18 protein-coding genes and 1 pseudogene are annotated in these 22,177 nt (G+C 40.7%); 8 read left to right on the top strand and 11 right to left on the bottom strand.

Translation table 11 applies throughout. The features are described from left to right. Window positions 1-587: 587 nt before the first annotated feature. Together RMZ43_RS13570 and RMZ43_RS13565 are read right to left on the bottom strand one after the other, a co-directional pair. Window positions 588-2,987 (bottom strand): beta strand repeat-containing protein, encoded by a 2,400-nt coding sequence (locus RMZ43_RS13570; protein ID WP_322654842.1) that lies wholly within the window; start codon window positions 2,985-2,987, stop codon window positions 588-590. 864 nt (window positions 2,988-3,851) lie between these two features. Beyond that, window positions 3,852-4,661 (bottom strand): ABC transporter permease, encoded by an 810-nt coding sequence (locus tag RMZ43_RS13565; RefSeq protein WP_322654843.1) that lies wholly within the window; start codon window positions 4,659-4,661, stop codon window positions 3,852-3,854. A gap of 601 nt (window positions 4,662-5,262) precedes the next feature. On the opposite strand from RMZ43_RS13565, the gene RMZ43_RS13560 reads away from it, so the two are divergent. After that, window positions 5,263-6,348 carry a glycosyltransferase family 4 protein gene (locus RMZ43_RS13560; protein WP_322654844.1) on the top strand — a complete coding sequence of 362 codons (1,086 nt, stop codon included), beginning with the start codon at window positions 5,263-5,265 and terminating at the stop codon, window positions 6,346-6,348. Window positions 6,349-6,393: 45 nt separating this feature from the next. On the opposite strand, the pseudogene RMZ43_RS13555 reads toward RMZ43_RS13560, so the two are convergent. Beyond that, window positions 6,394-8,022 (bottom strand): annotated as a pseudogene (locus RMZ43_RS13555) (phospholipase D-like domain-containing protein). A gap of 210 nt (window positions 8,023-8,232) precedes the next feature. On the opposite strand from RMZ43_RS13555, the gene RMZ43_RS13550 reads away from it, so the two are divergent. Beyond that, window positions 8,233-9,402 (top strand): cysteine desulfurase family protein, encoded by a 1,170-nt coding sequence (locus RMZ43_RS13550; RefSeq protein WP_322654845.1) that lies wholly within the window; start codon window positions 8,233-8,235, stop codon window positions 9,400-9,402. 149 nt (window positions 9,403-9,551) lie between these two features. Next, entirely contained in the window at window positions 9,552-9,953 is a 402-nt protein-coding gene (locus tag RMZ43_RS13545; protein ID WP_322654846.1) for a hypothetical protein, read from the top strand. On the opposite strand, the gene RMZ43_RS13540 is transcribed toward RMZ43_RS13545, so the two are convergent. Continuing rightward, window positions 9,901-10,164 carry a helix-turn-helix domain-containing protein gene (locus RMZ43_RS13540; RefSeq protein WP_322647996.1) on the bottom strand — a complete coding sequence of 88 codons (264 nt, stop codon included), beginning with the start codon at window positions 10,162-10,164 and terminating at the stop codon, window positions 9,901-9,903. The two genes, RMZ43_RS13545 and RMZ43_RS13540, sit on opposite strands and share 53 nt — an antisense overlap. Window positions 10,165-10,193: 29 nt before the next feature. On the opposite strand from RMZ43_RS13540, the gene RMZ43_RS13535 reads away from it, so the two are divergent. Beyond that, window positions 10,194-10,367, top strand: a complete 174-nt coding sequence (locus tag RMZ43_RS13535) for a hypothetical protein (RefSeq protein WP_322647997.1) — start codon at window positions 10,194-10,196, stop codon at window positions 10,365-10,367. A gap of 573 nt (window positions 10,368-10,940) precedes the next feature. On the opposite strand, the gene RMZ43_RS13530 is transcribed toward RMZ43_RS13535, so the two are convergent. Together RMZ43_RS13530 and RMZ43_RS13525 are read right to left on the bottom strand one after the other, a co-directional pair. Beyond that, window positions 10,941-12,071: an aldo/keto reductase gene (locus RMZ43_RS13530; protein WP_322654848.1), complete on the bottom strand. Its 1,131-nt coding sequence runs from the start codon at window positions 12,069-12,071 to the stop codon at window positions 10,941-10,943. Window positions 12,072-12,235: 164 nt separating this feature from the next. Beyond that, window positions 12,236-12,733, bottom strand: a complete 498-nt coding sequence (locus tag RMZ43_RS13525) for a bifunctional nuclease family protein (protein ID WP_322648000.1) — start codon at window positions 12,731-12,733, stop codon at window positions 12,236-12,238. Between the two features lie 340 nt (window positions 12,734-13,073). Here RMZ43_RS13525 and RMZ43_RS13520 point away from each other — a divergent pair, with 340 nt between their 5' ends. Next, complete coding sequence (locus RMZ43_RS13520; protein WP_322654849.1) at window positions 13,074-13,751, top strand: riboflavin synthase; 678 nt, start codon at window positions 13,074-13,076, stop codon at window positions 13,749-13,751. Between the two features lie 133 nt (window positions 13,752-13,884). Here RMZ43_RS13520 and RMZ43_RS13515 read toward each other — a convergent pair whose 3' ends face one another. Both RMZ43_RS13515 and RMZ43_RS13510 read right to left on the bottom strand, forming a co-directional pair. Then, the gene (locus tag RMZ43_RS13515) at window positions 13,885-15,453 is read right to left on the bottom strand and encodes a M23 family metallopeptidase (protein ID WP_322654850.1); all 1,569 of its coding nucleotides are present in this window, start codon (window positions 15,451-15,453) and stop codon (window positions 13,885-13,887) included. Between the two features lie 89 nt (window positions 15,454-15,542). Continuing rightward, window positions 15,543-16,361 carry a biotin--[acetyl-CoA-carboxylase] ligase gene (locus RMZ43_RS13510; RefSeq protein ID WP_322648003.1) on the bottom strand — a complete coding sequence of 273 codons (819 nt, stop codon included), beginning with the start codon at window positions 16,359-16,361 and terminating at the stop codon, window positions 15,543-15,545. Window positions 16,362-16,438: 77 nt separating this feature from the next. Here RMZ43_RS13510 and pgeF point away from each other — a divergent pair, with 77 nt between their 5' ends. Continuing rightward, a complete protein-coding gene (gene pgeF / locus RMZ43_RS13505; RefSeq protein WP_322654851.1) occupies window positions 16,439-17,224 on the top strand; it encodes a peptidoglycan editing factor PgeF in 786 nt (261 codons plus the stop codon). 212 nt (window positions 17,225-17,436) lie between these two features. Here pgeF and RMZ43_RS13500 read toward each other — a convergent pair whose 3' ends face one another. From RMZ43_RS13500 to csaB, 3 genes are all read right to left on the bottom strand, one after another. Beyond that, on the bottom strand, window positions 17,437-17,889 hold the full coding sequence (locus tag RMZ43_RS13500; protein WP_322654852.1) for a retroviral-like aspartic protease family protein: 453 nt from the start codon (window positions 17,887-17,889) through the stop codon (window positions 17,437-17,439). A 296-nt stretch (window positions 17,890-18,185) separates the two neighbouring features. Then, on the bottom strand, window positions 18,186-19,655 hold the full coding sequence (locus tag RMZ43_RS13495) for a glycosyltransferase family 87 protein (protein WP_322654853.1): 1,470 nt from the start codon (window positions 19,653-19,655) through the stop codon (window positions 18,186-18,188). 552 nt (window positions 19,656-20,207) lie between these two features. Next, window positions 20,208-21,251 carry a polysaccharide pyruvyl transferase CsaB gene (gene csaB / locus RMZ43_RS13490; RefSeq protein WP_322654948.1) on the bottom strand — a complete coding sequence of 348 codons (1,044 nt, stop codon included), beginning with the start codon at window positions 21,249-21,251 and terminating at the stop codon, window positions 20,208-20,210. A gap of 244 nt (window positions 21,252-21,495) precedes the next feature. On the opposite strand from csaB, the gene RMZ43_RS13485 reads away from it, so the two are divergent. Together RMZ43_RS13485 and RMZ43_RS13480 are read left to right on the top strand one after the other, a co-directional pair. Further along, window positions 21,496-21,831 carry a DUF2499 domain-containing protein gene (locus RMZ43_RS13485; protein WP_322648006.1) on the top strand — a complete coding sequence of 112 codons (336 nt, stop codon included), beginning with the start codon at window positions 21,496-21,498 and terminating at the stop codon, window positions 21,829-21,831. Next, a complete protein-coding gene (locus RMZ43_RS13480) occupies window positions 21,828-22,142 on the top strand; it encodes a DUF3593 domain-containing protein (protein WP_322654854.1) in 315 nt (104 codons plus the stop codon). Before RMZ43_RS13485 ends, RMZ43_RS13480 begins: the two co-directional genes overlap by 4 nt. Window positions 22,143-22,177: the final 35 nt, after the last annotated feature.

Below are 22,177 nucleotides of genomic sequence, written 5' to 3'. Positions count from 1 at the left end.
ATATTTTTTATCTGAGGATAAATAGATCATAAAAATTTAAGAGAGATACATCACAGAATTGAAACCCCAAAGTGAACTGATATTAGTATTTTAGGCTTGCCGGAACGCACCCTACATTTTAATATAGCTGTTGTTGAATATAAAAAAAAGTTCACAAATAACCAATTGAAGAATTTAAAACTCGAAATCTAAGAGAATTACATAAGTGGATTGCAAACCCAATGAAACTTAAAATACTGGTATAGTTAGGCGTATAAAATCTTTTAAATATCTCCGAAAAAGAATGTAGAGGCGTTGCATTTCAACGTTCTTACAAGAGTTTCAAATAAAGCATAATTCAATACAGTTCAATTAAGCATTTTTTCCTTTTATTTGCGTCTTTGGCGGTAGCCTGCGGCAAGCCGATGCAGCGTCTACGTTAAAAAAACTAATTTTGACAAGCGTACTGGTTTAAATTACCCTTTTCTCTTTTCCCTTTAACCGAATCGTGGAGGAGTGGGAGAGACAAGAAAGAAAACAATAATTCCTAACTCCTGTAGAGACGCTATTAATCGCGTCTTTACTCCTCACTCTAAATATCAGATAACTTAGTTAACCTTACGTTGGAAAGTAAATGTTCCAGACTGTCCAGGTTGAAGTGGCCCAGGAATTGTGTCTAGATAGGTGGTGATATCAACGCCAATCGCATCCGTTACTGCTGCTCCCACATTTAGATAAGTTACAATTCCGGCAGGATCAGTTGCAGTACTAAATACATGGCTAGTATCTACTTTCCCATTGTTGTCATTGTCTTTAGCCCAGTTATTATTAGTGGAATTACCATTTTCAGTAATAATAATTCCAGTTGCATTCAGAGTAGCGTTATTTGAGCCGATGGGAACTGACGAAATATTGGTGTAAGTAATGCGATACTCAATAATATTGCCTACACCAGGCTTTTTCACTGTTGTACTAAAAGTGCTATCATTCGCAGCAACAGCAGAGCCACTTCCTTGTAAAATCCGAGATTCTTTCACAAGTTTCAAGAAACCTGTGTAAACTTGGTCAATTGTATTATTGGAAGATTCTCCAGAGTTAAACGCTCCATCATTATTACTATCCACAAAAGCTCGAATTGTCACAGGAAAAGCTTTACCCGTATCTGTTGATAGAGGCGTTCCTGCTGGTAAATCTACAGTTACGGTATAATCAACTGGCAAATTATTGAGGGTTGGTAGGGTAATTCCTAAGCCAGAAGTCAAGGTGAACACAGTGCCATTATATGTGTAAGTGGCAACACTGACTCCAGAAATCAAGGTTACGGTTGTACCTGATGGTAGGTCACTCGTATTGGTTGGGGTAACTGGTACTAATAAGACGTTACTCAACAGAGTTGGATCGGGGTTTAGTATAGTATTGAAGAAGCTCACAGCAGCAGGATCAATGGTAGATCCTGGCGGTAGATAGAGTGGAACGATCGCTGATTGGTTTGAAAAATCATTATTATTATCAGTTGCTCCCACAGCGTTAGCGTGCAGGTGCGGCCCATTCAAAATCGAGGTTTGGGCAGTCATCGTAAAGGTGTTAACTTCACCTCCAGGCCCTTGACCTGTGTTGTTATTACTAGTATCTGCTCCTTGAGTAATAACATTTGCTACTCCAAGATTCGGAACATTTGAACCAACAGTACCATCATCATTAAAGTTGCTAGGGCTTTGGTCGCCCGACTCATCATAAACTAGCAGATTGAGTGCATCACCTTGAGTTTGACCAAAACTTTGAGCAATATTAGAAATTGTGGCGGTGGAAGTTAGAACTCCATCTGTTACTACTTGAAAAGATAATCCATTTACTGTTGTACCTGCGGTAAGAGTGCCAGAGTAAACAAAGCCAACACGAGTTACCAACTTTAAATCAACGGGGGCAATAGTAGTCCAAAGGGCATTGTTCGCCGTCACTAGTGTAGGTGTCACAGTGTAAACAACACTCCAACCTGTAGGAGGAGTAACTACGCTTGCTAAGTGAGTATTTACGGGAATAGCATCAGATACCAAAATTTTGGCACCAATCAGCCCATTTACATTGATGTTCGTACCTACCAAATTTGCAGGAGTTAATCCTGTACTACCAGTGGGACTTGTGGAATCAATTTTTAGACTCAAATCGTAGGTCAACTTATCATCACTCAAATTGTTGGGTGTACTAGAATCTGAATACCCAGAACGAACTTTTAAGACTTTAGCAAAAGCCTGTGGAATTGCAGAGATAGTAGTTGTTTGTATAGCACTAGCTTCTCGTTCTCCATTCAGAGGTATCCCTGCTGTTTCTCCTGCTGTTCCATCTAAGTTATCAATGGTACGGACTTCTGTCGCGTTTGAGCCATCAGAACTATCAGGTTGGTTCTGGGTAGTATTACTGTTATCGTTAGGGCCTGTGTCACCTAATAATACAGTAATAACTGAACCTGGCGTTGCTAAAAGATTAACTGTGACAGGAACACGTACTTTGACAAATCCACTGACAGGAATAGAACTAGTAGTAAATCCAGTATTAGGAATAGTAGTTTCAAATGTGCCGTTACCATCTAAATCTGCGGTGATTGTGCCAGCTGTTGCTGACCCTGTAATAGTAGCTTTACCCGGAATGAAGAAACGGGTAGGATCATTCCCCACATTAGTAATCAAAAAATCGTAGTATAGCAAATCGTTAGATACAACACTACCACCTGTTGTATCTGTGATACCTTGAGAAGTCACCGTAATTCCTGCTGTCTCTGCTACAGAAACTGTTACAGTATTGGAAGTAGTTTTATTAAGAACATTTACTCCCAAATTATTCACGTAATTATATTCAGCAGTTGCAGTGTTGTCGATAGTAGTACCAGCAGTTGTACCATCTGCTAGAGAAGGCATTACTACTGTAAATGACCCTCCTAAAGAAATTGCTGCTACTAGTAAAAAACGGTAGTGATGAAAATTATGAGCAAAAAAGTTCCGTAATGGTTTCATGATTTATGAACTGATTTTCAGTCCTTGAGTTGTTGTGTAACATCTTGCACCAGTTGTTTTAAAATATTTTTGTAGTTAAACACTGCTTTATATTTGCTTAACCCATGATTTTGGATCTCTAAGCAATGCTTACTCTACGAATATTGAGAATGGTGTAAGATATGTTTTTCTAGTACCTTTATCTACGAGACGCTGTACGACCGTGTAACTTTTAATAAATGTTACTCATAGACTCATTAATAGAATTATTAATTGCTATTAATTAGGGGTTTGAGATATTTCATTAAGGTGCCTTTTTTTTAACGAACTGTAGTAGTTATAGAAAAAAAACGACGCAAAAATTATGGCTAAATCAAACCACAAATGTATGAATTTGTTTTCAATTATTTAGTAATAAATCACAACAAAATTTCCATAATATTTTATGGACTGTTTATTTAGTACAGACAATTAATCCACAAATTACAAAAATAAGTGGATGAAAACAAATTAAACATTAGACTTGTACTTTCAAAGTCCTATTACTGATAACTTTGATTTCAAGTAACTTCGTCTGTTTTTTATAAAAAACCAACGCTTCTAGGCTAATTTGGTACTGAACTTTACATACTCTATTGTGTTTGTGGAGCTTGATACTTCACCACCGTGAACTTACTTAATTTAAAATACTGATGGATGTTAAGCAATTGTTACAAATACTAAATTTTTGACCCTTAACTCTTACTACAGTTCGGTTAAGACAAAAACTAGATAAACTCAGGGTTATTACTGAAGTGTACTGAGATTAAATCAAGTACGGTATTCTAAGCCTGAGAAACTGCGATGCCATTTGATGTCATTAGAGAGGCGAAATTGATTTGACTCTTATTTGAAATTTTTATTCTCTCCCGAAATGCGGATTAATTCAGCTACAAGAGCAGCGATCGCAGATACTGTAATCAACATCACACTCAATGCGTTAATATCAGGCTTGACTCCCGATCTAATCCGGCTAAAAATTTCCATTGGCAGGGTGTTATAACCGCTACCAGCAGTAAAACTGGCAATAAGAAAGTCATCTAAACTGAGAACAAAGGCCAAGAGACAACCAGCTACAATACCAGGCATTAATTGAGGTAACAATACTTTAATAAAAGCTTGCGTTGGTGTAGCGCCTAAATCTAATGCTGCTTCTTCTAAGTGAGGATCTAAATTGCTCAGTCGTGAAGCAACCACAAGTCCTACGTAAGCCAGACAAAACACGATATGGGCTGCAACTATCGTCCACAAACTCAAAGGTATGGCAAAGGCTGCTAGACATACTAGGGTAGCGACTGCGATCGCAATATCGGGAATAATCAATGGTAGATAAGCAATACCCTGATACAATTTTTTTCCAGGAAATTCGTAACGCGCCAACCCAACCGCCATTAAAGTTCCCAGTACTGCTGATATAGCCACGGCACAACCACCAACTATTAAACTGTTTTGCAAAGCTGATAAAATGCGATCGTCACTGAATAACTTGCCATACCAATCAAGAGTGAATCCTTGCCAACCTGCACTATAGGGTGACTGATTAAAGCTATAAAAGCTAAGTACCAGTATAGGCAGGTACATGAACACAAACATCAGCAGTGAGAAAACCGCCTGCCATGAGACACGCGGTTTTTTGATCGATGGAGATATATTCACGTTTATATTTGATTTTATTGATAGCAATATAAAATATCATATTTAATGTAATAAGTCAATACATTAACTCTTTTTTCTCCCTTTTGTCTGTTGTTAAAAGCTTAGATAGAATTCCTAATACAACTTCACCGCTTCTAATTTCAAGTACCTACTTTACGAAAATGTTTCCTTTGGGTGGCTACGAGTTCTTCTTTAGAGTACGGAAAGTCGTCCAAAAAGTGCCTATGCAATTCATGCTTGAAACAACGTTTTAAAATCAGATAATTGACAGGTGATAATAGACTATTTTCGTTCATTCTCACCATTTAACTTAGATTTTGACAATTTTAGAAAATTGCCATTTGTAAAAAAATCTGTATTTCAAATTTTACCAAATCACCAAAAATCAATAAATTAAAATATATTTACCTCTTTAGGAGAGGGTAATTTCCATACAAAGATAGACAAAGGATATAGAAATAAGGGCATAAGATTTTGAGAGAAGTTTTAAGCAGCTTGGTATCTAAAATTACTTTTGCATGCAAAGTGAATTAATTACAAGCACTAGAACAACAGAAAGAAGAAACTTTTAATTCAAATTTTATTTGTTAGGAGGTTTGTGATGCGAATAGCTCAAGTAGCCCCACTATGGGAAAGAGTTCCACCTCCAGCTTATGGGGGTACAGAGTTAGTAGTGGGGTTACTGACCGATGAATTAGTTCGACGCGGACACGAAGTAACTTTATTTGCGTCGGGAGATTCTATTAGTCTGGCAAAACTAGTGTCAGTTCATCCGCGTGCCCTCAGACTCGATCGCACTATTAAAGATTACAACGTTTACGAAATGCTGAATCTAGCTTCGGTTTATGAACGTGCAGAAGAGTTTGATATTATTCACTCGCATATCGGATGTGGGGCACTGTCCTACACAAATCTCGTCACAACCCCAACAGTTCACACATTGCACGGTACTTTTACGCCTGACAACGAAAAGATGTTTAGTTTTGGGAAAAAACAACCCTACGTTAGTATTTCCAATTCACAACGAGAACCAAGGTTAGGGTTGAACTATCTAGCAACGGTTTACAACGGAATTGATGTCAGCAGTTATAATTTTCACGCCCAACCAGAAGATCCGCCCTACTTAGCCTTTTTGGGTAGGATGTCTCCTGAGAAGGGAGGGCATTTAGCAATAGAAATTGCAAAACAAGCTGGTTGGCGTTTGAAAATGGCGGGTAAGATTGATGCCGTTGATACGGAATACTTTGAGAAGGAAATCAAACCGCACATTGACGGGAAGCAAATTGAGTATTTGGGTGAAGCTAACCATGCTCAAAAAAATGCTCTTATGGGAGGTGCAGTCGCAACTTTATTCCCCATCACTTGGCGAGAACCCTTTGGATTGGTGATGGTGGAGTCAATGGCTTCGGGTACGCCAGTGATTGCGATGAAATTGGGTTCTACTGAGGAGGTAATTTCTCACGGCAAGACGGGTTTCCTTTGCAATAATACTCAAGAATGCATTAGTGCCATTGATCGGGTAATAGAATTAGACCGCTACGCCTGTCGCCAGTATGTCCAAGACTGTTTTAGCGTTGAGCAAATGACTGATGGCTATGAGGCGGTTTATCAAAAAATAATAGCAAAACGATTTTCTCAAAATGGGCGTTTCCGTAGTTTGATTAGTTTAGGTAGCGATCGCACTTAAATATCGCATGTTTTTAACTAAGTAGGGAGGCACAGCTGTGCGACCCTACCAAATTACGCGATTGCTCCATTTTTCTACAGTTATAGTACTCAATCCTGGAACTCTTTCTAAGTCTTATAAAGATATAAATTTTTGCTGTTGACGGCTAATAATTATTCGTTGTGCTAACTTCTTACCTACACCAGGCAGAGTTGCTAATTCTTCTAGACTTGCAGTGTTAATGTTTATTTGTTTAACTGCTTGTAGTTCACTTTATGAAGTTTTTATCTGTGGACACCGTGTTTGTTCTACTTTAATCTTTGTTTGAATTGCTGGTGGCAAGCCAGGTTTAATTTTAGTATAAAGACGAGTAAATTCGCGCGCGTAATGGGCAGCAACTATGGGACTTTGAATCACTACAAGCGTCTCATCGTTACCATTATTGGCAGCATCAGACCAATTATGAGAACCTGTAATTACTGTTTTACTATCAATAACACCAAATTTATGATGCAATAAATCGCCTTTGGGTAACACAGGTACGCCTACGGTTGTAATTGGATTTGACCAAGGATGGTTATCAACTTCATATTTACATTTGTTACTAAGAGCAACCCCCATCATATCCAATGCTTCGCTATAAGGACGATAGGCAAATTGTGGTTCAATTAAAGCGCGAATTTGTACACTCTGTTGATGGCGATTTTCTAAGATATTGGCAAGACGCTGATCGGAAAATACAAATAACGCCATATCAACAGATTTGGTTGCTGAATCTAAAGTTTTACCAATTAAACCATTACTACTCTTATTCCAGGGTTGAGTTGGGGAAGTAGGCGAAAACTGCACAGTGATTTTGGTGTTCCCTAAAGTTATTTGTTGAGGCGATCGCATTGGTTTTTGTAAACCAAATTTACTATCTGGTTTACCTCCTGGGCCATCTCCCCACATAATGTTAAACTCTTGTGTAAATAAAGATGCTAATTCGGGGCTGTCAATTTGCAATAAGTTATTGGCATTGCCTAAACTGCTAGAATTTGTGAAATCACCATAAGTATCACTTAAAGTAAAATTAGCTGAAGTTATAATTAGAATGCGATTATCCACAATCACAAATTTGTGGTGCATCAAACTACTACCTGCTGAACCATCTGCTTGATCGTCTATCCAGGGAATTTTGGCATTTTGCAAAATTATCAAAGCATCTCTTTGATTTATTTCTGCTGGACTGAGTTGATTATCTTGGTTAATATCGATAAATTTGCGAAATTCGTTGTAACGTTCCTGTTCCCTTTTATCTAACTTACCTACTTCAGTAGATGTTAAGCTGCTCCAAGGTCGGCTATAGGTATTTTCTAAAATTATCCTGACTTTTACCCCAGCTTTTTGTCTATCAACCAGTGCTTGGGCAACTTTGGGTAAACGTAATTCTTGCACTGCCACATCTACTGTAGATTTAGCTTGGGTAATAGCATTAACAATCTGTTTTTCTAAATCATCCCCAAGACGAGTTTGCTGACGGTAAGGTTCTTTGTATTCTGAAGACTCAGAATGGTTAAAGTAAACTTGAACTACCGGATCTTGTGGTAAAGGTTGTAGACGTTGATTAGAAGACTGAACTCGCTGACAAGCAGCAAGGGGAAATATCAGTAAAAAGACATATAAAAAATATCTTTGTCTAGAGATAAGTTGCACTGTAATCTGTTAAAAGTGGATTAGGAGTGGACATATTTATCATTCCCAAAATTTTGTCTTCTGAATTAAGTAGAAAAATAACTTTCTTAGTATTGGGAAAAATCTACTGCTAGAGGCATTACAGAGATTTTTTCAGGATTTGTCCACTCAAACTGTATATGCTGACAAGATCAGCTATTACCAACGTGTGTTCTCACCATTATCGGTTATATGCAAATTTATCTAGATTACAGCGCCACTACTCCGACTCGAAAAGAAGCGATCGCAGTTATGCAAACAGTCCTCACCGAACAGTGGGGCAATCCTTCCAGCTTACATGAGTGGGGGCAAAGGGCGGCAACGGTTGTAGAAGAAGCCAGAGTCCAAGTTGCTGGATTAATTAACGCTATCGATCCAGCATCAATAATCTTTACATCTGGTGGTACCGAAGCAAATAATCTAGCGATTATGGGTGTGGCTCGGTTGTATGCTGTTCCTCAACATATTATTATCTCCAGCGTGGAGCATTCAGCAATTTCTGAAACAGTAAGGTTGCTAGAAATGTGGGGTTGGGAAGTTTCACGCCTATCTGTAGATGTCAAAGGCAGAGTCAATCCCCTAGATTTAAAGGCAGCATTGCGACATAACACAGTTTTGGTTTCTATAATTTACGGACAAAGTGAAGTTGGAACAGTGCAACCGATCGCACAACTGGGTAAAATTGTGCGATCACATGGCGCTTTGTTCCATACAGATGCGGTGCAAGCTGCGGGACGTTTACCTATAAATGTGCAACAACTACCCGTAGACTTACTTAGCCTTTCCAGCCATAAAATATATGGCCCACAAGGTGTAGGGGCGCTGTACGTGCGTCCTAGTGTGGAATTGATGCCCTTACTGGGTGGTGGTGGACAAGAAATGGGACTACGTTCTGGTACGCAAGCAGTACCGATAATAGCGGGGTTTGGTGTAGCAGCAGAATTAGCAGCCGAAGAATTGGCTACAGAAACACCACGGTTAATTGAGTTACGCGATCGCGCCTTTGCCCAATTAGCTGAAATTCCTGGTTTAATTCCTACAGGGGATAGCTGCGATCGTTTACCTCACCATATCAGTATGTGCTTAGAATACGCCGATGGGGAAAAACTTAGCGGTAAAACCTTGGTACGACAGCTAAACCTTGCTGGTATCGGCATCAGTGCTGGTGCTGCCTGTCATAGTGGTAAACTTAGCCCTAGTCCGATATTGTTAGCGATGGGTTATTCCGAAAAAGCTGCCCTGGGTGGAATTCGCATAACTTTGGGGCGTGATACGACTGAAGCTGATATAGATTGGACAGTTATGGTATTGAAGCAAGTTTTACAAAGACTGACACCGGATTTATCTTTAGTTAAACATTAAATCAATATCATAAATTACGTACCTGCTAGATAGGGAATATTGCATATTGAGCGTGTTTCTGGTTAATTTTACTGTCTATTACTATGTAAATATCCCAAAACAGGATAAGATCAAAGATATTGAAGTTTCAGAGCCACGTAAACCAATAAATGAGTCTATCTAACCCAGAATCGAGTTCCCTCAAAACTTTAAAACGCAAGGCTACCAGCACAGTAGGTCGGGGAAAAGTAGTCAACCTCAACACCAACTTAAATTTTTCTGCATGGAATGATGAAAGGGTTGCTTTATATCTGGGTGATAGTCTCGAACATTACAACAATTGGGAGCAACCTACAGTCATCGTTTCAGATGGAGCTTACGGTGTTCTTGGTTTTGAAGGAGACACTTCAGATCATATTGATTTACCAAATTGGTATGAACCTCATATTGAAGCATGGTCAAAAGCAGCCATACCATGCACAACGCTCTGGTTTTGGAATTCAGAAATTGGCTGTGTATTCATACCTCCTCCTTACAAGATGCTTCAGATATCTTTTGTTCAAGTTTTCTGAGAATATCGCAAGGATCTACGCCGATTACGCTAGTAACTAACAGAAACTCAATTACATCTAACCGCCGTTCACCATTTTCATATTTGGCTACAAAAGATTGTGGCTTATTCAAGGATTTAGCAAGCGTCTGTTGAGTTAGTTTTGCTTCCTTACGAGCCGCAATCATACAGCGACGGAATATTTCATAGTCCTGACTGAAAACAAATTTCATTGTGCCTTGGCTTTAGCACTATGTATACATTGAATACAATAAACCTATTTCAGGATAATCCCAAAATAGGATATTTAGAGATTTTGCAGTATTTAGAGGCGATTCCACTGCTTGTGAATGACTATCAGGTTACGATCGCGCGAATGGCAACCTTAAATTTTCTTGGTAGCGGTATTTTCTTAAGTTGCTGTCACGGCTGCTGAAAGTGTTAAATAAATCTTTTCCCAAAAGGTAATATTTTGAGTCATAAAGGAGCTTAAGCATGACTTATTTTGATTACTTTTGAGGCTTTTGCTAAATGAATAAATTCATCATTGGAATTGGGATGTTTGTTGGCTCTACGATTGGTAGTTACATCCCTGCATTGTGGGGTGGAAGTGTGCTATCATTTACCTCGATTATTTTCAGCGTCATTGGTGGCCTTGTAGGGATTTGGCTTGGGTATCGCGTATCAAAATATTTAGGTTTTATCTGATCGGCGCGTTGCTGAAAGCCTTAAAGGAGTCTTTTACCAACAGTACAATTTTAAGTGTGTCTTCTATGCGATCGCACTTCTTCAATAAATGGGCAACCAGTTAGAGAATCTTAACTGAGCAGTTTGTTTTGCAAGCATGAACGATTCCATTTTTATCAACCGTTAACTGATAGCAAATCACATCACCAACTTGTGGACGATGATTTGTTTCTTTAAGTGCATTTTGTCAATTTACGATCGCCTTCTAAAAAGTATTGTGATTTTTCTCTGCTTGTATGAAACCACCCTGCTTGCCTTCTCCTCAACCCCACAATCTTCTACCTGCTTTCCCACTTAATTTTTGGTGAGCATCTTCCAACAAAGCTGGAATATCTAACTTTTCTGGACACCGAGGCAAACAGTCACCGCATTCTGTACAACGGTTGGCTTTCATGCCAGGGAACCAGTGACCGGCATTTTCAAACATTCCGTAACGATATTGTCCATAGTCAGTCATATCGTATGCCACTGCAAGATTTCGTAACCGCAACACCTCTGGAATATTGATATTTTCTGGGCAGGGCAAACAAGCATAACATTGACTACACTTATCAGTTTCTAAAGCAACTTTTTGGTGATTTTCTAACCGTTCAAAAGCAGAATTTTCGCCTGATGTTAACTCTCTATCATCGTCAGCGATTCGCAAAGGTTCCCTTAATTCATTTGGGTTTGCTGGGCCGATACTCAAAGTAGTAATACGGCTATCAGCAAGTAAAAAACGATAGTTTAATTCTAAGGGTAAATACGGAGAACATAGGTCTTTTAGAGTTTGGGGTGGTGTATAGAGCCGTCCTCCCTTATCAGCAGGGGAAATAATGAAAATGCCCATGTCCTTTTCGGCAGCTAGTTGAATCGCTGGTGCGTGCCGTTGGAAAAAATAGTAATAATGCAGATTGACAAATTCAAAATAATCTGTGTCTATTGCTGCCTGAATTAGCTCTAATGACCCGTGGCTGGAAAAACCAACATGTCGCACTCGACCATCAGCAACAGCTTCTTCTACGGCTTGCATACAGCCATTTTTGGCTTGCACCCACTCTAAATGTTGCCAGGTGTTCAAGCCATGAACGCCTAAGCAATCTAAATAATCTAGCTGTAATTTTTCTAGGGATTCGTTGATGTACCGACGCATGGTGTCAGCATCTGCTGTGGCTGAAATTTTGGTAGTGATATAAAGCTTCGTTCGGGGTACTGATAACCCAGCTTTTAACGCCCTACCAAGATACTCCTCACTTTTGCCGTAACCTCTGGCGGTTTCTAGATGATTAATTCCTAGCGCTAAGGCTTGTTCGATAGTCTGGTGAGCATTTTCAAAATCAGCCAGGTAGCGCATTGTTCCCAGAGAAAAAACCGAGAGGCGCAGATTCGTTTTCCCAAACCGTCGGTATTGCATCTTTAACAAAGAGTTAAGAGTTAGGAGTTAGGAGTTAGGAATTAGGAGTTAGAAGTTGAAGGAAGTAATTCATAACTCTTAACTTTTACTTTTTTTGCTTAGGAGTTAGGAGGAAGCAAAATCACTCATAACTCATAACTCATAACTCCTAATTCCTAACTTTTTTAGCTGTCGCCATTACCAAAACGCTTAATCAAATCTTCAGGACGGAGATTGGAAATAAATTCACGGAAGGCTTGCTGTTCGGCTTCATCTGCATCACGATCGACAGGGATAGAAGCATCGGCAATCACTTCTTCCATTACCCAAATGGGGGTATTTGTACGGAGGGCAATGGCGATCGCATCGCTAGGACGCGCATCAATTTCTTTTTTGACCTCGCCTTGCTGGACGATTAAAGCTGCATAAAATGTATCCTTTTGCAGGGAATGAATGATCACCTTTTCTAGAGTCATATTCCAAGCCTCTAGAAGATTCACAATCAGGTCGTGGGTTAAGGGTCTGGGAGGCTTTTGATTCTCCAGTGCGCCCATAATTGCCCTAGCCTGTTCCTGACCAATGTAAATTGGCAAAGCGCGCCGATCTGAAGAATCTTTCAAAAGGACAATCGGGCTACGGGTTATGGCATCTAATGCTATGCCAGCGACTTTCATTTCAATCATTGCCTAAGCCTCTACAATGCTTCGAGAGCCTTGGATGCTGTGTAACAAATAGTACCCCTTTTTAGGCGGTTGAGCGACAGTAATAAACATAAGCATTCGTTCTCTATAATTGCTTCTATTAAACTCCGAACTTGTGGTGAAAACCAGAGTAAGTCAAATTGGTCTTCTTAGACAATAACCTTCTTACCCAAGTATGCCCTGTGAAGGATGCTAATGTGTTAATATTCATAGACGAAAAAAAGTCAGAAAATATACTTGAATGTTCAAGATTTCTGTGAGAATTACCAATTGATTTCAAGCAAAAATAGGCAATAACTAGAGTTAGTTTGACAAAAAAGCCGTGTTTACAGGATTAATCCAGGCATTAGGAACGATGGAACCCTTAGGGGGCGATTCTTGGCAAATTACTTGTGTAAGTCATTCGTGTGAAGTAATTATGCAAGATTTGGCTTATGGTGACAGTGTTGCAGTAGATGGTGTTTGCTTGACAGTTGAAAAAGTTTTAAAAGACGGTTTTATTGCCACGGCTTCACCGGAAACTCTACGCCGCACGACGTTGGGAGGTGAGCAAACGCAACAGAAATATGTCAATTTAGAAGCATCGCTAAGGGTAGGCAGTAAAGTTGGCGGTCATTTTGTGATGGGTCATGTAGACGGCATCGGTCGATTGCTAGTGGCAGAACAAACGGCTAGTTCTTGGGAAATGACCTTTATCGCATCCGAGGCGATCGCACGGTATATTGTCCCCAAAGGTAGCATAGCTGTCAATGGCATCAGTCTCACAGTAGCGGCTTATGAGCCAGAACTCTCTCAATTCAAAGTAGCGGTAATTCCTCTCACATACGCCGAGACAAATCTTCGCTATTTGGTTTCTGGGAGTTTGGTAAATCTAGAAGGGGATATTCTCGGCAAATACGTCGAAAAATTCGTTTACCCTGGCAACCCACACACCACCACTGATGAAACTAGCATGGATGGCATTACACCCGCATTCCTAGCAGAACACGGGTATTTGTAATTGGGTATGGGGCATTGGGCATGGGAAAGAAGACTTGGGGGACAAGGAGAAAGACTTGTTGGAGTTCTAAACTTTTGTCCCCTTGTCCCCTTGTCCCCTCTGCTCCCCTGCTCCCCCTGCCCCTCTGCTTCTTCTAGCTTCCTGGTTCCTGGCTTACCTGAGCAGTTTGCAAGCCTCGTACTAACTGGCTGAGGGCGCTTTGTAATTCCACGCCTGGGTCAGTAGCAACCCACCCGTTCGGTGTCAGGTGGCGAACTTCAAAATGCAGGTGAGGGCCTGTGGAGTTACCGGTGCTGCCAACTAGCCCGATGACAGTTCCAGGTTGTACCCACTGACCGGGTTGAACAAGGATTTCTGACATGTGACCGTAGAGAGTTTGTTCAGCAGATTTGTGATTTAGAATCACGGTTAAACCGTAACCACCCACCCAGTTAGCAGTTTCTACTTGACCAGCAGCAGCTGCCAAAACAGGTGTTCCCGTAGGCGCACCCAAGTCTGTACCGGCATGGAAGCGTTGATTACCTGTGATTGGATGAATTCGCCAACCAAATAAAGAAGTAATAGGAGCAGGTATAGACAAGGGATACATCATTCCTGTACCACTATAGGCAACTCTCCCTACGTAGGGGATTTGCGGCAATACTGATGCCAGTGAGAAGTCATAAGATACGTTGCTGGGACGGGGTGCAATGTTGCCATCTGCCATTGGTGGAGGTAAAGTTCCGCCACTCGGTGCGATGGGAGTTGCACTCACTCTCGTAGGGGTAAACTCGCTAGGACTTGGTATAAACCGATTCGGGCTAAATCCGCCCTTGGTGACACCGCTAGAACCAGTTTGAGTTGGAGTACCACGCCATCTGCTAGTGTTGCCAATAGAAGAAGATGCAATCTGCCGCACGGGTGGAACTACTGGTAATTGTGCATTTTGGCTTCTTCTAAGCCAAGTAGGTGCTGGTTTACTATTAGAATCAGCTACACTCCTTTGTGGTACTTTGGCGCAAACGCCGCCTAATATGCTTTGCCCTGATGGCAAAGTGGCTCGACAACCACTGGAGCGTTCTGTAAGAATTACAGAATTTGGTGCTTGATAAGTAGGTGTTGCACCACTGTCATAACTATTAGGATCAATATAGGCGTTATTATAATCCTTGGTTTTTTCCGGCGTTGCACTGACAGGGCTGTTGGAGTTATTTGATGGTTGAGCAACTTCTGGAAGTTTTTCAGGTAAAGACCGCAAAGGGGTATTGGGTTTTGACTGTCTCACCGTTGCAGGAGTAACCTGAGAGGTTTCTACCTTGGGTTTTGACTGTCTGATAATCACAACAGGTTGGGCGGCTTCGATTTTGGGTGTAGATTGCCTAACTGGCTCTTTTGATTGAGCAACCTCTGGCTTGGCTAATCTCTTTCTGAGTCTGGCTCGCCGTTGGGAAAATTCCGGTTGTGCTTGAGCGGCTTCGGGCGCAACAGCCTGCTTTTTAACTGGATTTATAACTGCTGAAGGCTTGGGACTTTCAACTGTGGGAACGATGTTGTCTATTTGTGTTTCTGTTTGGGCAAACACAAAGCCGCCGCTAAGGAGGCTGACGCTACTCAGCCAACAGAGGCTCTGGGCTGGTAGTGTTGAAGCAAAACGTTTTTTTGTTAGACCTTGCTGCCATAAGTAATTTAAACGATGAGGGGCAGAATTATTGCGCTGCGTCATTTGTTCTCTCAGTTGTGTGTAATTAGCCTAAAGAGATGATGCTAGTGGTTTGTCTTGCCCAAAGAGCGGAATTTGAACAAACCTCAAATTTAAACGGAAGATTTATGGTACCCCAAACTGATTGTACCGGGTTCAATATAAATTTCCGGTGTAATTAGTTCCTTTGTATTGTATGTTTCTAAATCAACTCGTAAATTTCCTTGAGGAGTCACCCCAACTACTTTACCTGAAATATTGTTGACGTAGACGCGATCGCCCATATTTATAAGCAAATCTAAATAGCGAGACAAGAGTACCTTTACTCCTTCTTGGCAAAGGCACTCCATACCGGATTCTATTCCCAGCAAGACTTTAGAGGTGAGCATTTCCAGACAAGAAATTGGTCTGAAATCTTGAGAAGCTTGCCACGATTCCAGATTGATTCCAGTTTCTGGTACTGGGTTTGTCCAGTTAATACCAACACCAATTACTGCTTGAGTGATTTGTCCTTTGTTTACTTTTGTTTCTGTCAAAATGCCGCCTAGTTTGCGACCATTTAAAACTAAATCATTGGGCCATTTTATCCCAACATCTACACCGCACTGGCGCAATTGAGACGCAATTCCCCAAGCAGTAGCAAAAGTTAGTTGGTAGCTGTCAGTAGCCTCTATTTTGTGGTCGAAAGAAATCGCTACAGAAATATATAATCCGCCAACCGGAGAAATCCACTCACGGCCCCATTGTCCCCGCCCAGCAGATTGCACAGTTGCGATTACGACTGTTCCGGAAATAGCCCCTTGGTTAAGTAAGTTCCAGAGGGTTTGGTTAGTTGAAGAGACACTTTCAAAAAAGTGCAGAGAAAATGGTAAATATGTATACTTACGCGCTGCCTTCAAGGCTGCTTCCAAGTTTTGCAAATTAAATCCCACAGCAGTTAACCCAAATTCCGTTGTTCAAGTTAGCATTGATTGGCTGATGAGTGAGTTCTGTTTAGGTTTGGTTGAAGATGCACACTTGGCACTGGCACAATTGGGAAGGACTGCCCTATCTAACTTGTAGTATTCTGGAACGTTGGCATCACGGCTTCTTTACCCAGCAGTTTTGGCCGCGATCGCCACAAGTTATCACAGAAGTATTGCAACCAGAGGCATCAGTCTATCGCTTAAAGCAGGTTCATGGCAATACTGTTCTCACCCCTCAAGAAGTTGAAAGCATCTTTTGCACTGCCGAGGAGGATTTAGCATCGGCAGATGGTTTAGTTAGCGAACAGCCTCTCCAAGCCCTTTGGGTAGCTAGTGCAGATTGTACACCCGTGCTGATTGGGGATGTGCAAACTGGACAAGTAGCAGCATTACACGCAGGCTGGCGGGGAACTGCCAAGAAGATTGTCCCCTTAGCGATCGCTCGATTACAATCTCAAGGCAGCAAATTAGATGATTTACGTATTGCGATGGGGCCAGCGATCGCTGGTGAGGTTTACCAAGTCTCTCTTGAAGTGGCTGCTGAAATTGGGGCTAGCATTGTACCATATAACGACGAAGAAAAAATTGTTCAAGCATTACATGAATTACCAAATTCACCCTTACTAGAAGATCCTAATCCTGGAAAGGTAAGGTTAGATGTGCGGCGGGTGAATACCTTACAACTGGAAAATATGGGGATTAGTGCAGAACAAATTGCGATCGCGCCTTATTGTACTTTCCAAACTCCAGAGCATTTCTTTTCTTACCGCCGGGAGAAAGAGAAAAAAGTTCAATGGTCAGGGATTGTTAGCGGTAAAATCAGTCACTAGTATTCAAATGTGTTTTGGCTCATAAAAGCACTATCCACCAAAGATTGAATTTTCTCTGATGATCAGTTCTTAGGCCAATACGCTTGAGTTAAGCATTTCTTTTTTCTCTCTGTGTCCTCTGCGCCTTAGCGGTAGCCTGCGGCAAGCCGTACCCTTCGGGAAGCAAGCTACGCGTAGCGTCTCGTAGAGAAGCGTCTACGTTCAAAAATTTACTATATTCTCATCACCGGATAGTTAGGATGCTCAGGATTCGGAATAAGTCGCTGATTTCTACAGTCCACCAGTAAATCCAGCGTCTCAAGCACCGTTTGTCCAATCAAAACGATATCACCTGTAACCAATGTTGCTTCGGTAGTTTCTCGCCCTGTCAATTCAATAATTACGGGTTCAGTCACACCGATAGATTCTTGGCTGCCATTGGCGTATTGAGCAATCTGCTGTCCTCGAATTCTCAAACCAAGTTGCAGGGCAATAGACATGGGTAGTACAGTACGTACTGCCCCAGTGTCCACTAATGCTTCAGTTTCATACACCCGCAACATATTTGGATTCAGCATTCCTCGGCTGACAAGCGCTTCATCAATAGCATTAGTGAGCTTGACTTTGACTCGAACTGCACCCATAGGTTGATTGTTGGCAGAATGGTAACGGTTGAGATTTACCATAATTTGTATGTTTTAGAAAATTATTTAATCTCCTTCTAAAGTATCCTATGTTGCCCAAGTGTTTACCCAATTTTAGATTTTAAATAATGGAATTCAATATTAAAAGTTGAAAATCTAAACGGGTTTGAGAGCAAGCGAATTAAATTGCGAGAATAAATGCAAAGCCAAAATTTTTAACCTAGTTCAGGAGTCTGTGTTTCGGCTTTGCTCAACATAAATTCGCCTTCGAGGAAGTCAAAAGTTAACACTGAGCGGAGTCGAAGTATCAAAACTAAAATCCAATATCCAAAATTGATTCAAACCCGATTCAAAGGTTTAAATTCTATCACCTCTTTTTGACGAAGAGAACTAATTGCTAAAACTAAAATACTCAGAGTTATTCCTAAAACTGCATAACTCGGTAGGGCAAAGATAGTTATTTTCATAATGTATGGCAATTCCCCTGCTTTCACATTCCATCGGTTTGCTAGAGAGTGGATCAGCCAACCATGAATAACTGCTGTTTGCACTGCAAGACAGCAAACCCCTACTAACCAAACAGACATTCTTTCCCTAGAGAATTTAGAATGCCTGATCTGATGCAGCAAATCATTTAGCAAAAAAACAACAGCAGGTATTAACATCACAGAACTAGTTTCTTGCGAATAGGTGATGCCAATACTCAAGCAAGAAACTATTGCCATTTCTGTTAAATATATTTTTTTTGACCAGTCGGTGAGAGATTGCTGTAGATACCAATACCAACCCGCCAAACCAAGAAGTATCAAAACAATTAAGTTTGATAAAAGCTTGGCAAAGAATGGGCTATTGGGAATTAACCTCGGCCCCACAACCATCAAATCTAGACGACTAATCGATATATAAGGGCTAACTGCGGGATCGTTTTGCCAGAGGGAAAATCCACGAAATGCATCCGAGACAAATCGTGTTAAAGAATTACCTGTCAAGGCTAGACCTAAAAATGCTAAACAAGTTACTGTGATAACAGATGCAAAAACTAGAGAGAACCGTCTTTTAAGTAGAAAATACAGAATGAATAATGCAGCTAATGTTGGTTTAAAAAGGGCAATCCCCAAGCAAACTCCTGCTAGAATATCCTGATTCTTTCTAGCGAATATAAACATCCATAAGATAAGAACTACAATAAAAATTGCAACATTACCAACTTGAAGATCCCGAACTACGCCATAAATCAAGGCAACCGAAATTGTGCAAATAGTTCTGAAAGCTCGTGATTTAGACTCTAGTAATATATTTGCTCCCCATAAAGCTAAACCAATTGTTAATATATGCATTAAAATCGAGATTTTAAATGCAGTATTCATTGAAAAATAGCCGAGAAACCAGATGAGAGGAATAATATTGGGTGGATAGACAAACGGTGGAAGAGAGCCACACACCGTAGTTATGCTACAAAAAGTCTGATTAAAAATCTCGACATTAAAAGGACTCACATGCTGATGAGCCAATTTACTCGCCACATAATACCACTGAAAATCCCATAAAGGTGGATTTGGCTGGTTTAGAAAATAAAGTAGCCAACCTGTATAACAGAGGAATCTTGTAACGACTAATACAACACCTGCTTGAAGGAGGAAGTTAACAATTGGTTGACGAAAAAATTGTATTAACCGTTGGATAACTGAAGATTTTAAGAATAAAGAATTTCTCCAAGCTACCTTTTCTTCATCTAATCGCCAATTATTTTTGAGAACTACAACAACTAAACCTAGTATAATTAGGTTCCAAAAGCCAAAGCTGATCATTACAATTATCTCAATAATTATTTTTGCATTTAGTAAATAATATCGCTAAAGTGAATCTGGATAATAAATATTTAGATATTTTTATTCTTATCTAGCCAGCCTCAGAATTTATTCTGAGGCTAATAGCATTCATTCGTCTAAAGACGATTAATAAAGGCTTTTATTCCACCAAGTGTGGAGTTGGGCTATAAGACAATACGCTTGGGTTAAGAAGAATTTTAGGTTGGGTTGAACTTTAGTGGAACCCAACAAAGCTTTGATAATGTTGGGTTTCGTTCTTTAACCCAAGCGTATTGGACTATAAGAGAGGAACTTTAGTTCTGGGCGGTTTATGTCTAGAACGAAATAGCCCTGCTATAAGTAGCCCTTTCAATGTGACTGGTAAAATCTCTTTTTTTCTCTCTCTGTGCCTCTGCGGTTTAAAAGTAATTTTTCTAACCACAGAGACGCAGAGAACACAGAGTAAAGAAATTAAAAAGGATTTTTTTCACCTACCTTGAAAGGGCTAGTTTTATAAGTTTTCCATTTTTTTTCATTTTATATTATTTAATTTTACTTATTACATAAAGCGTCGCTTAACAACTCGCGGTGCATTAATGCTCTATCTACTAAAGATTGTATTTGCTCTGGTGATAACGGATCACCGTTGGCGTAATGCTCCATCCAAGTCAGACTAATCAAATTGGGGTCATCTGGTAAACTAGCTAAATCCCATCCAGGCATTTGCAAGTCTTCCATGAGGCGATTTACTTTAGGATCATAACTGAGAGCAAAGCAGCGACAACCTTCAGATGCAGCCATAATCAAGCTGTGGAGGCGCATCCCAATTGCCATTTCTACGCCGCGAAACACGCCTTTCAAAAGTTGCGGATCTTCCAGACATAAAATCTTGCTAACATCTTTAAGGTGTGGTTGAATAGCTTCGGCAATACTTAAATCTTCACTTTTTTGAAATGGTAATAATAAAATAAAACTTTGTGTAGCTTTTTGGAAGTCAACTAAAGCACGGGTTAAGTTTGCTAGGCGGGTTTCTGTAAGTTGGGGATGCGATCGCAACGTTACCGCAACTCTCGGCGCAGGTAAATCCCAAAGTCCCGGTACTGGTTTCGATTCTAACGCCCAAACCGGGTCAGGAGCTATAATACAAGGAATTTGCCAATCAGATAATAAAGCCGCACTGGCGCGATCGCGGACACTAATTTTGGTACAATTACCAAAGGTTTGCCGTGCCAACCAACGAGTTTGCGGACGCACTAACGGGCCAATCCCCTGCGCCCAAGCAACAGTTTTCAAGCCCATTTTCTGCGCCAATGCCATTATTCCGCCATAATAAAATGGGCTGATAGTGCTGGTAACATCTTGAATGAGACTCCCACCGCCCCAAATCAAGGCATCACTTGAGCGTAAAGCTTGCAGTACAGTTAAAGGAGCCATGCGATCACAAGTTTCTACATTGTAGCGATCGCGCGTTTCCTCTGGATTCCCCGAAAGTACCACTGGGGTTACATGAGATGATAACATTTGCAAAAGCGTTGCCAATAAAGCTTCGTCACCACCATTACCTTTACCGTAATATCCAGATAATAACGCCCGCATCTTGACCATTTTAGATTTTAGATTTTGGATTTTAAATTAACAACTTTTTTTATACAGAATATCTGTAATTGATACAGATAGTAGACTCATTCACAAGCTCTATTTTCAAACAAGGAAGATACAAAAGACTCCTAACTCTTGTACAGACGCGATGAATCGCGTCTCTCCTAAAAGGCGATTAATCACGTCTCTCCTAAAAGGCGATTAACCGCGTCTCTCCCAACTCCCAACTCCTAACTTTCTTATGCACGCCCTATCGATTCCCACCTGGATTATTCATGTTTCTAGCGTTATAGAGTGGATTGTCGCCATTTGGTTAATTTGGACTTACGGCGAACTCACAGGTAATCGCAATTGGTGGGGATTATCCCTTGCCATGTTACCAGCTTTAGTTAGCGCCATGTGTGCTTGTACCTGGCATTATTTCGACAACGCCGAATCTCTAGAATGGTTGGTAACGCTTCAAGCTACCATGACCTTAGTTGGTAATTTTACCCTTTGGGCAGCAGCGTATTTGATTTGGCGTTCTACCAAGTCTGCTGACACTGTTGAACCAAAACCTATCAAATCAGAACAATGATTTCTAAAGAAACCCTGTTTGCCCTTTCACTGTTTCCCTATTTGGGTTTCTTGTGGTTTATCAGCCGCAGTCCGCAAATGCCGCGTTTAGCGCTGTATGGATTCTATGGCACTCTCGTCTTTGTTGCCATCACCATCCCAGCCGGAATTTATGCTGTATTGCATTATGGCAAGTCTTTGGCAGATGTAGATTGGTTGCACGGTGGTGCAGAACTATTTTTGACCCTTTCTAATATTTTGCTTGTGCTGGGTTTTGGGCAAGCTGTAAGGCAATTAAAAATGAAAAATGAAAAACAGGAACCCCAGCAATAACTAAGGTTTTGATTGCATTGAGTTATGAGGAAGAG

The organism is Nostoc sp. CmiVER01, assembly GCF_034531135.2.
Taxonomy (GTDB): Bacteria; Cyanobacteriota; Cyanobacteriia; order Cyanobacteriales; family Nostocaceae; genus Nostoc.
This window is presented reverse-complemented; position numbering and strand designations above follow the sequence as displayed.

What these genes read in the sequence shown, in the direction of transcription:
- pgeF (WP_322654851.1), top strand. Translation starts at nt 16,439, where the DNA reads ATGCACACTTGGCACTGGCACAATTGGGAAGGACTGCCCTATCTAACT.
- csaB (WP_322654948.1), bottom strand. Translation starts at nt 21,251, where the DNA reads ATGCGGGCGTTATTATCTGGATATTACGGTAAAGGTAATGGTGGTGAC.
- RMZ43_RS13550 (WP_322654845.1), top strand. Translation starts at nt 8,233, where the DNA reads ATGCAAATTTATCTAGATTACAGCGCCACTACTCCGACTCGAAAAGAA.
- RMZ43_RS13540 (WP_322647996.1), bottom strand. Translation starts at nt 10,164, where the DNA reads ATGAAATTTGTTTTCAGTCAGGACTATGAAATATTCCGTCGCTGTATG.
- RMZ43_RS13530 (WP_322654848.1), bottom strand. Translation starts at nt 12,071, where the DNA reads ATGCAATACCGACGGTTTGGGAAAACGAATCTGCGCCTCTCGGTTTTT.
- RMZ43_RS13480 (WP_322654854.1), top strand. Translation starts at nt 21,828, where the DNA reads ATGATTTCTAAAGAAACCCTGTTTGCCCTTTCACTGTTTCCCTATTTG.
- RMZ43_RS13495 (WP_322654853.1), bottom strand. Translation starts at nt 19,655, where the DNA reads ATGATCAGCTTTGGCTTTTGGAACCTAATTATACTAGGTTTAGTTGTT.
- RMZ43_RS13485 (WP_322648006.1), top strand. Translation starts at nt 21,496, where the DNA reads ATGCACGCCCTATCGATTCCCACCTGGATTATTCATGTTTCTAGCGTT.
- RMZ43_RS13515 (WP_322654850.1), bottom strand. Translation starts at nt 15,453, where the DNA reads ATGACGCAGCGCAATAATTCTGCCCCTCATCGTTTAAATTACTTATGG.
- RMZ43_RS13525 (WP_322648000.1), bottom strand. Translation starts at nt 12,733, where the DNA reads ATGATTGAAATGAAAGTCGCTGGCATAGCATTAGATGCCATAACCCGT.
- RMZ43_RS13500 (WP_322654852.1), bottom strand. Translation starts at nt 17,889, where the DNA reads ATGGTAAATCTCAACCGTTACCATTCTGCCAACAATCAACCTATGGGT.
- RMZ43_RS13560 (WP_322654844.1), top strand. Translation starts at nt 5,263, where the DNA reads ATGCGAATAGCTCAAGTAGCCCCACTATGGGAAAGAGTTCCACCTCCA.
- RMZ43_RS13545 (WP_322654846.1), top strand. Translation starts at nt 9,552, where the DNA reads ATGAGTCTATCTAACCCAGAATCGAGTTCCCTCAAAACTTTAAAACGC.
- RMZ43_RS13570 (WP_322654842.1), bottom strand. Translation starts at nt 2,987, where the DNA reads ATGAAACCATTACGGAACTTTTTTGCTCATAATTTTCATCACTACCGT.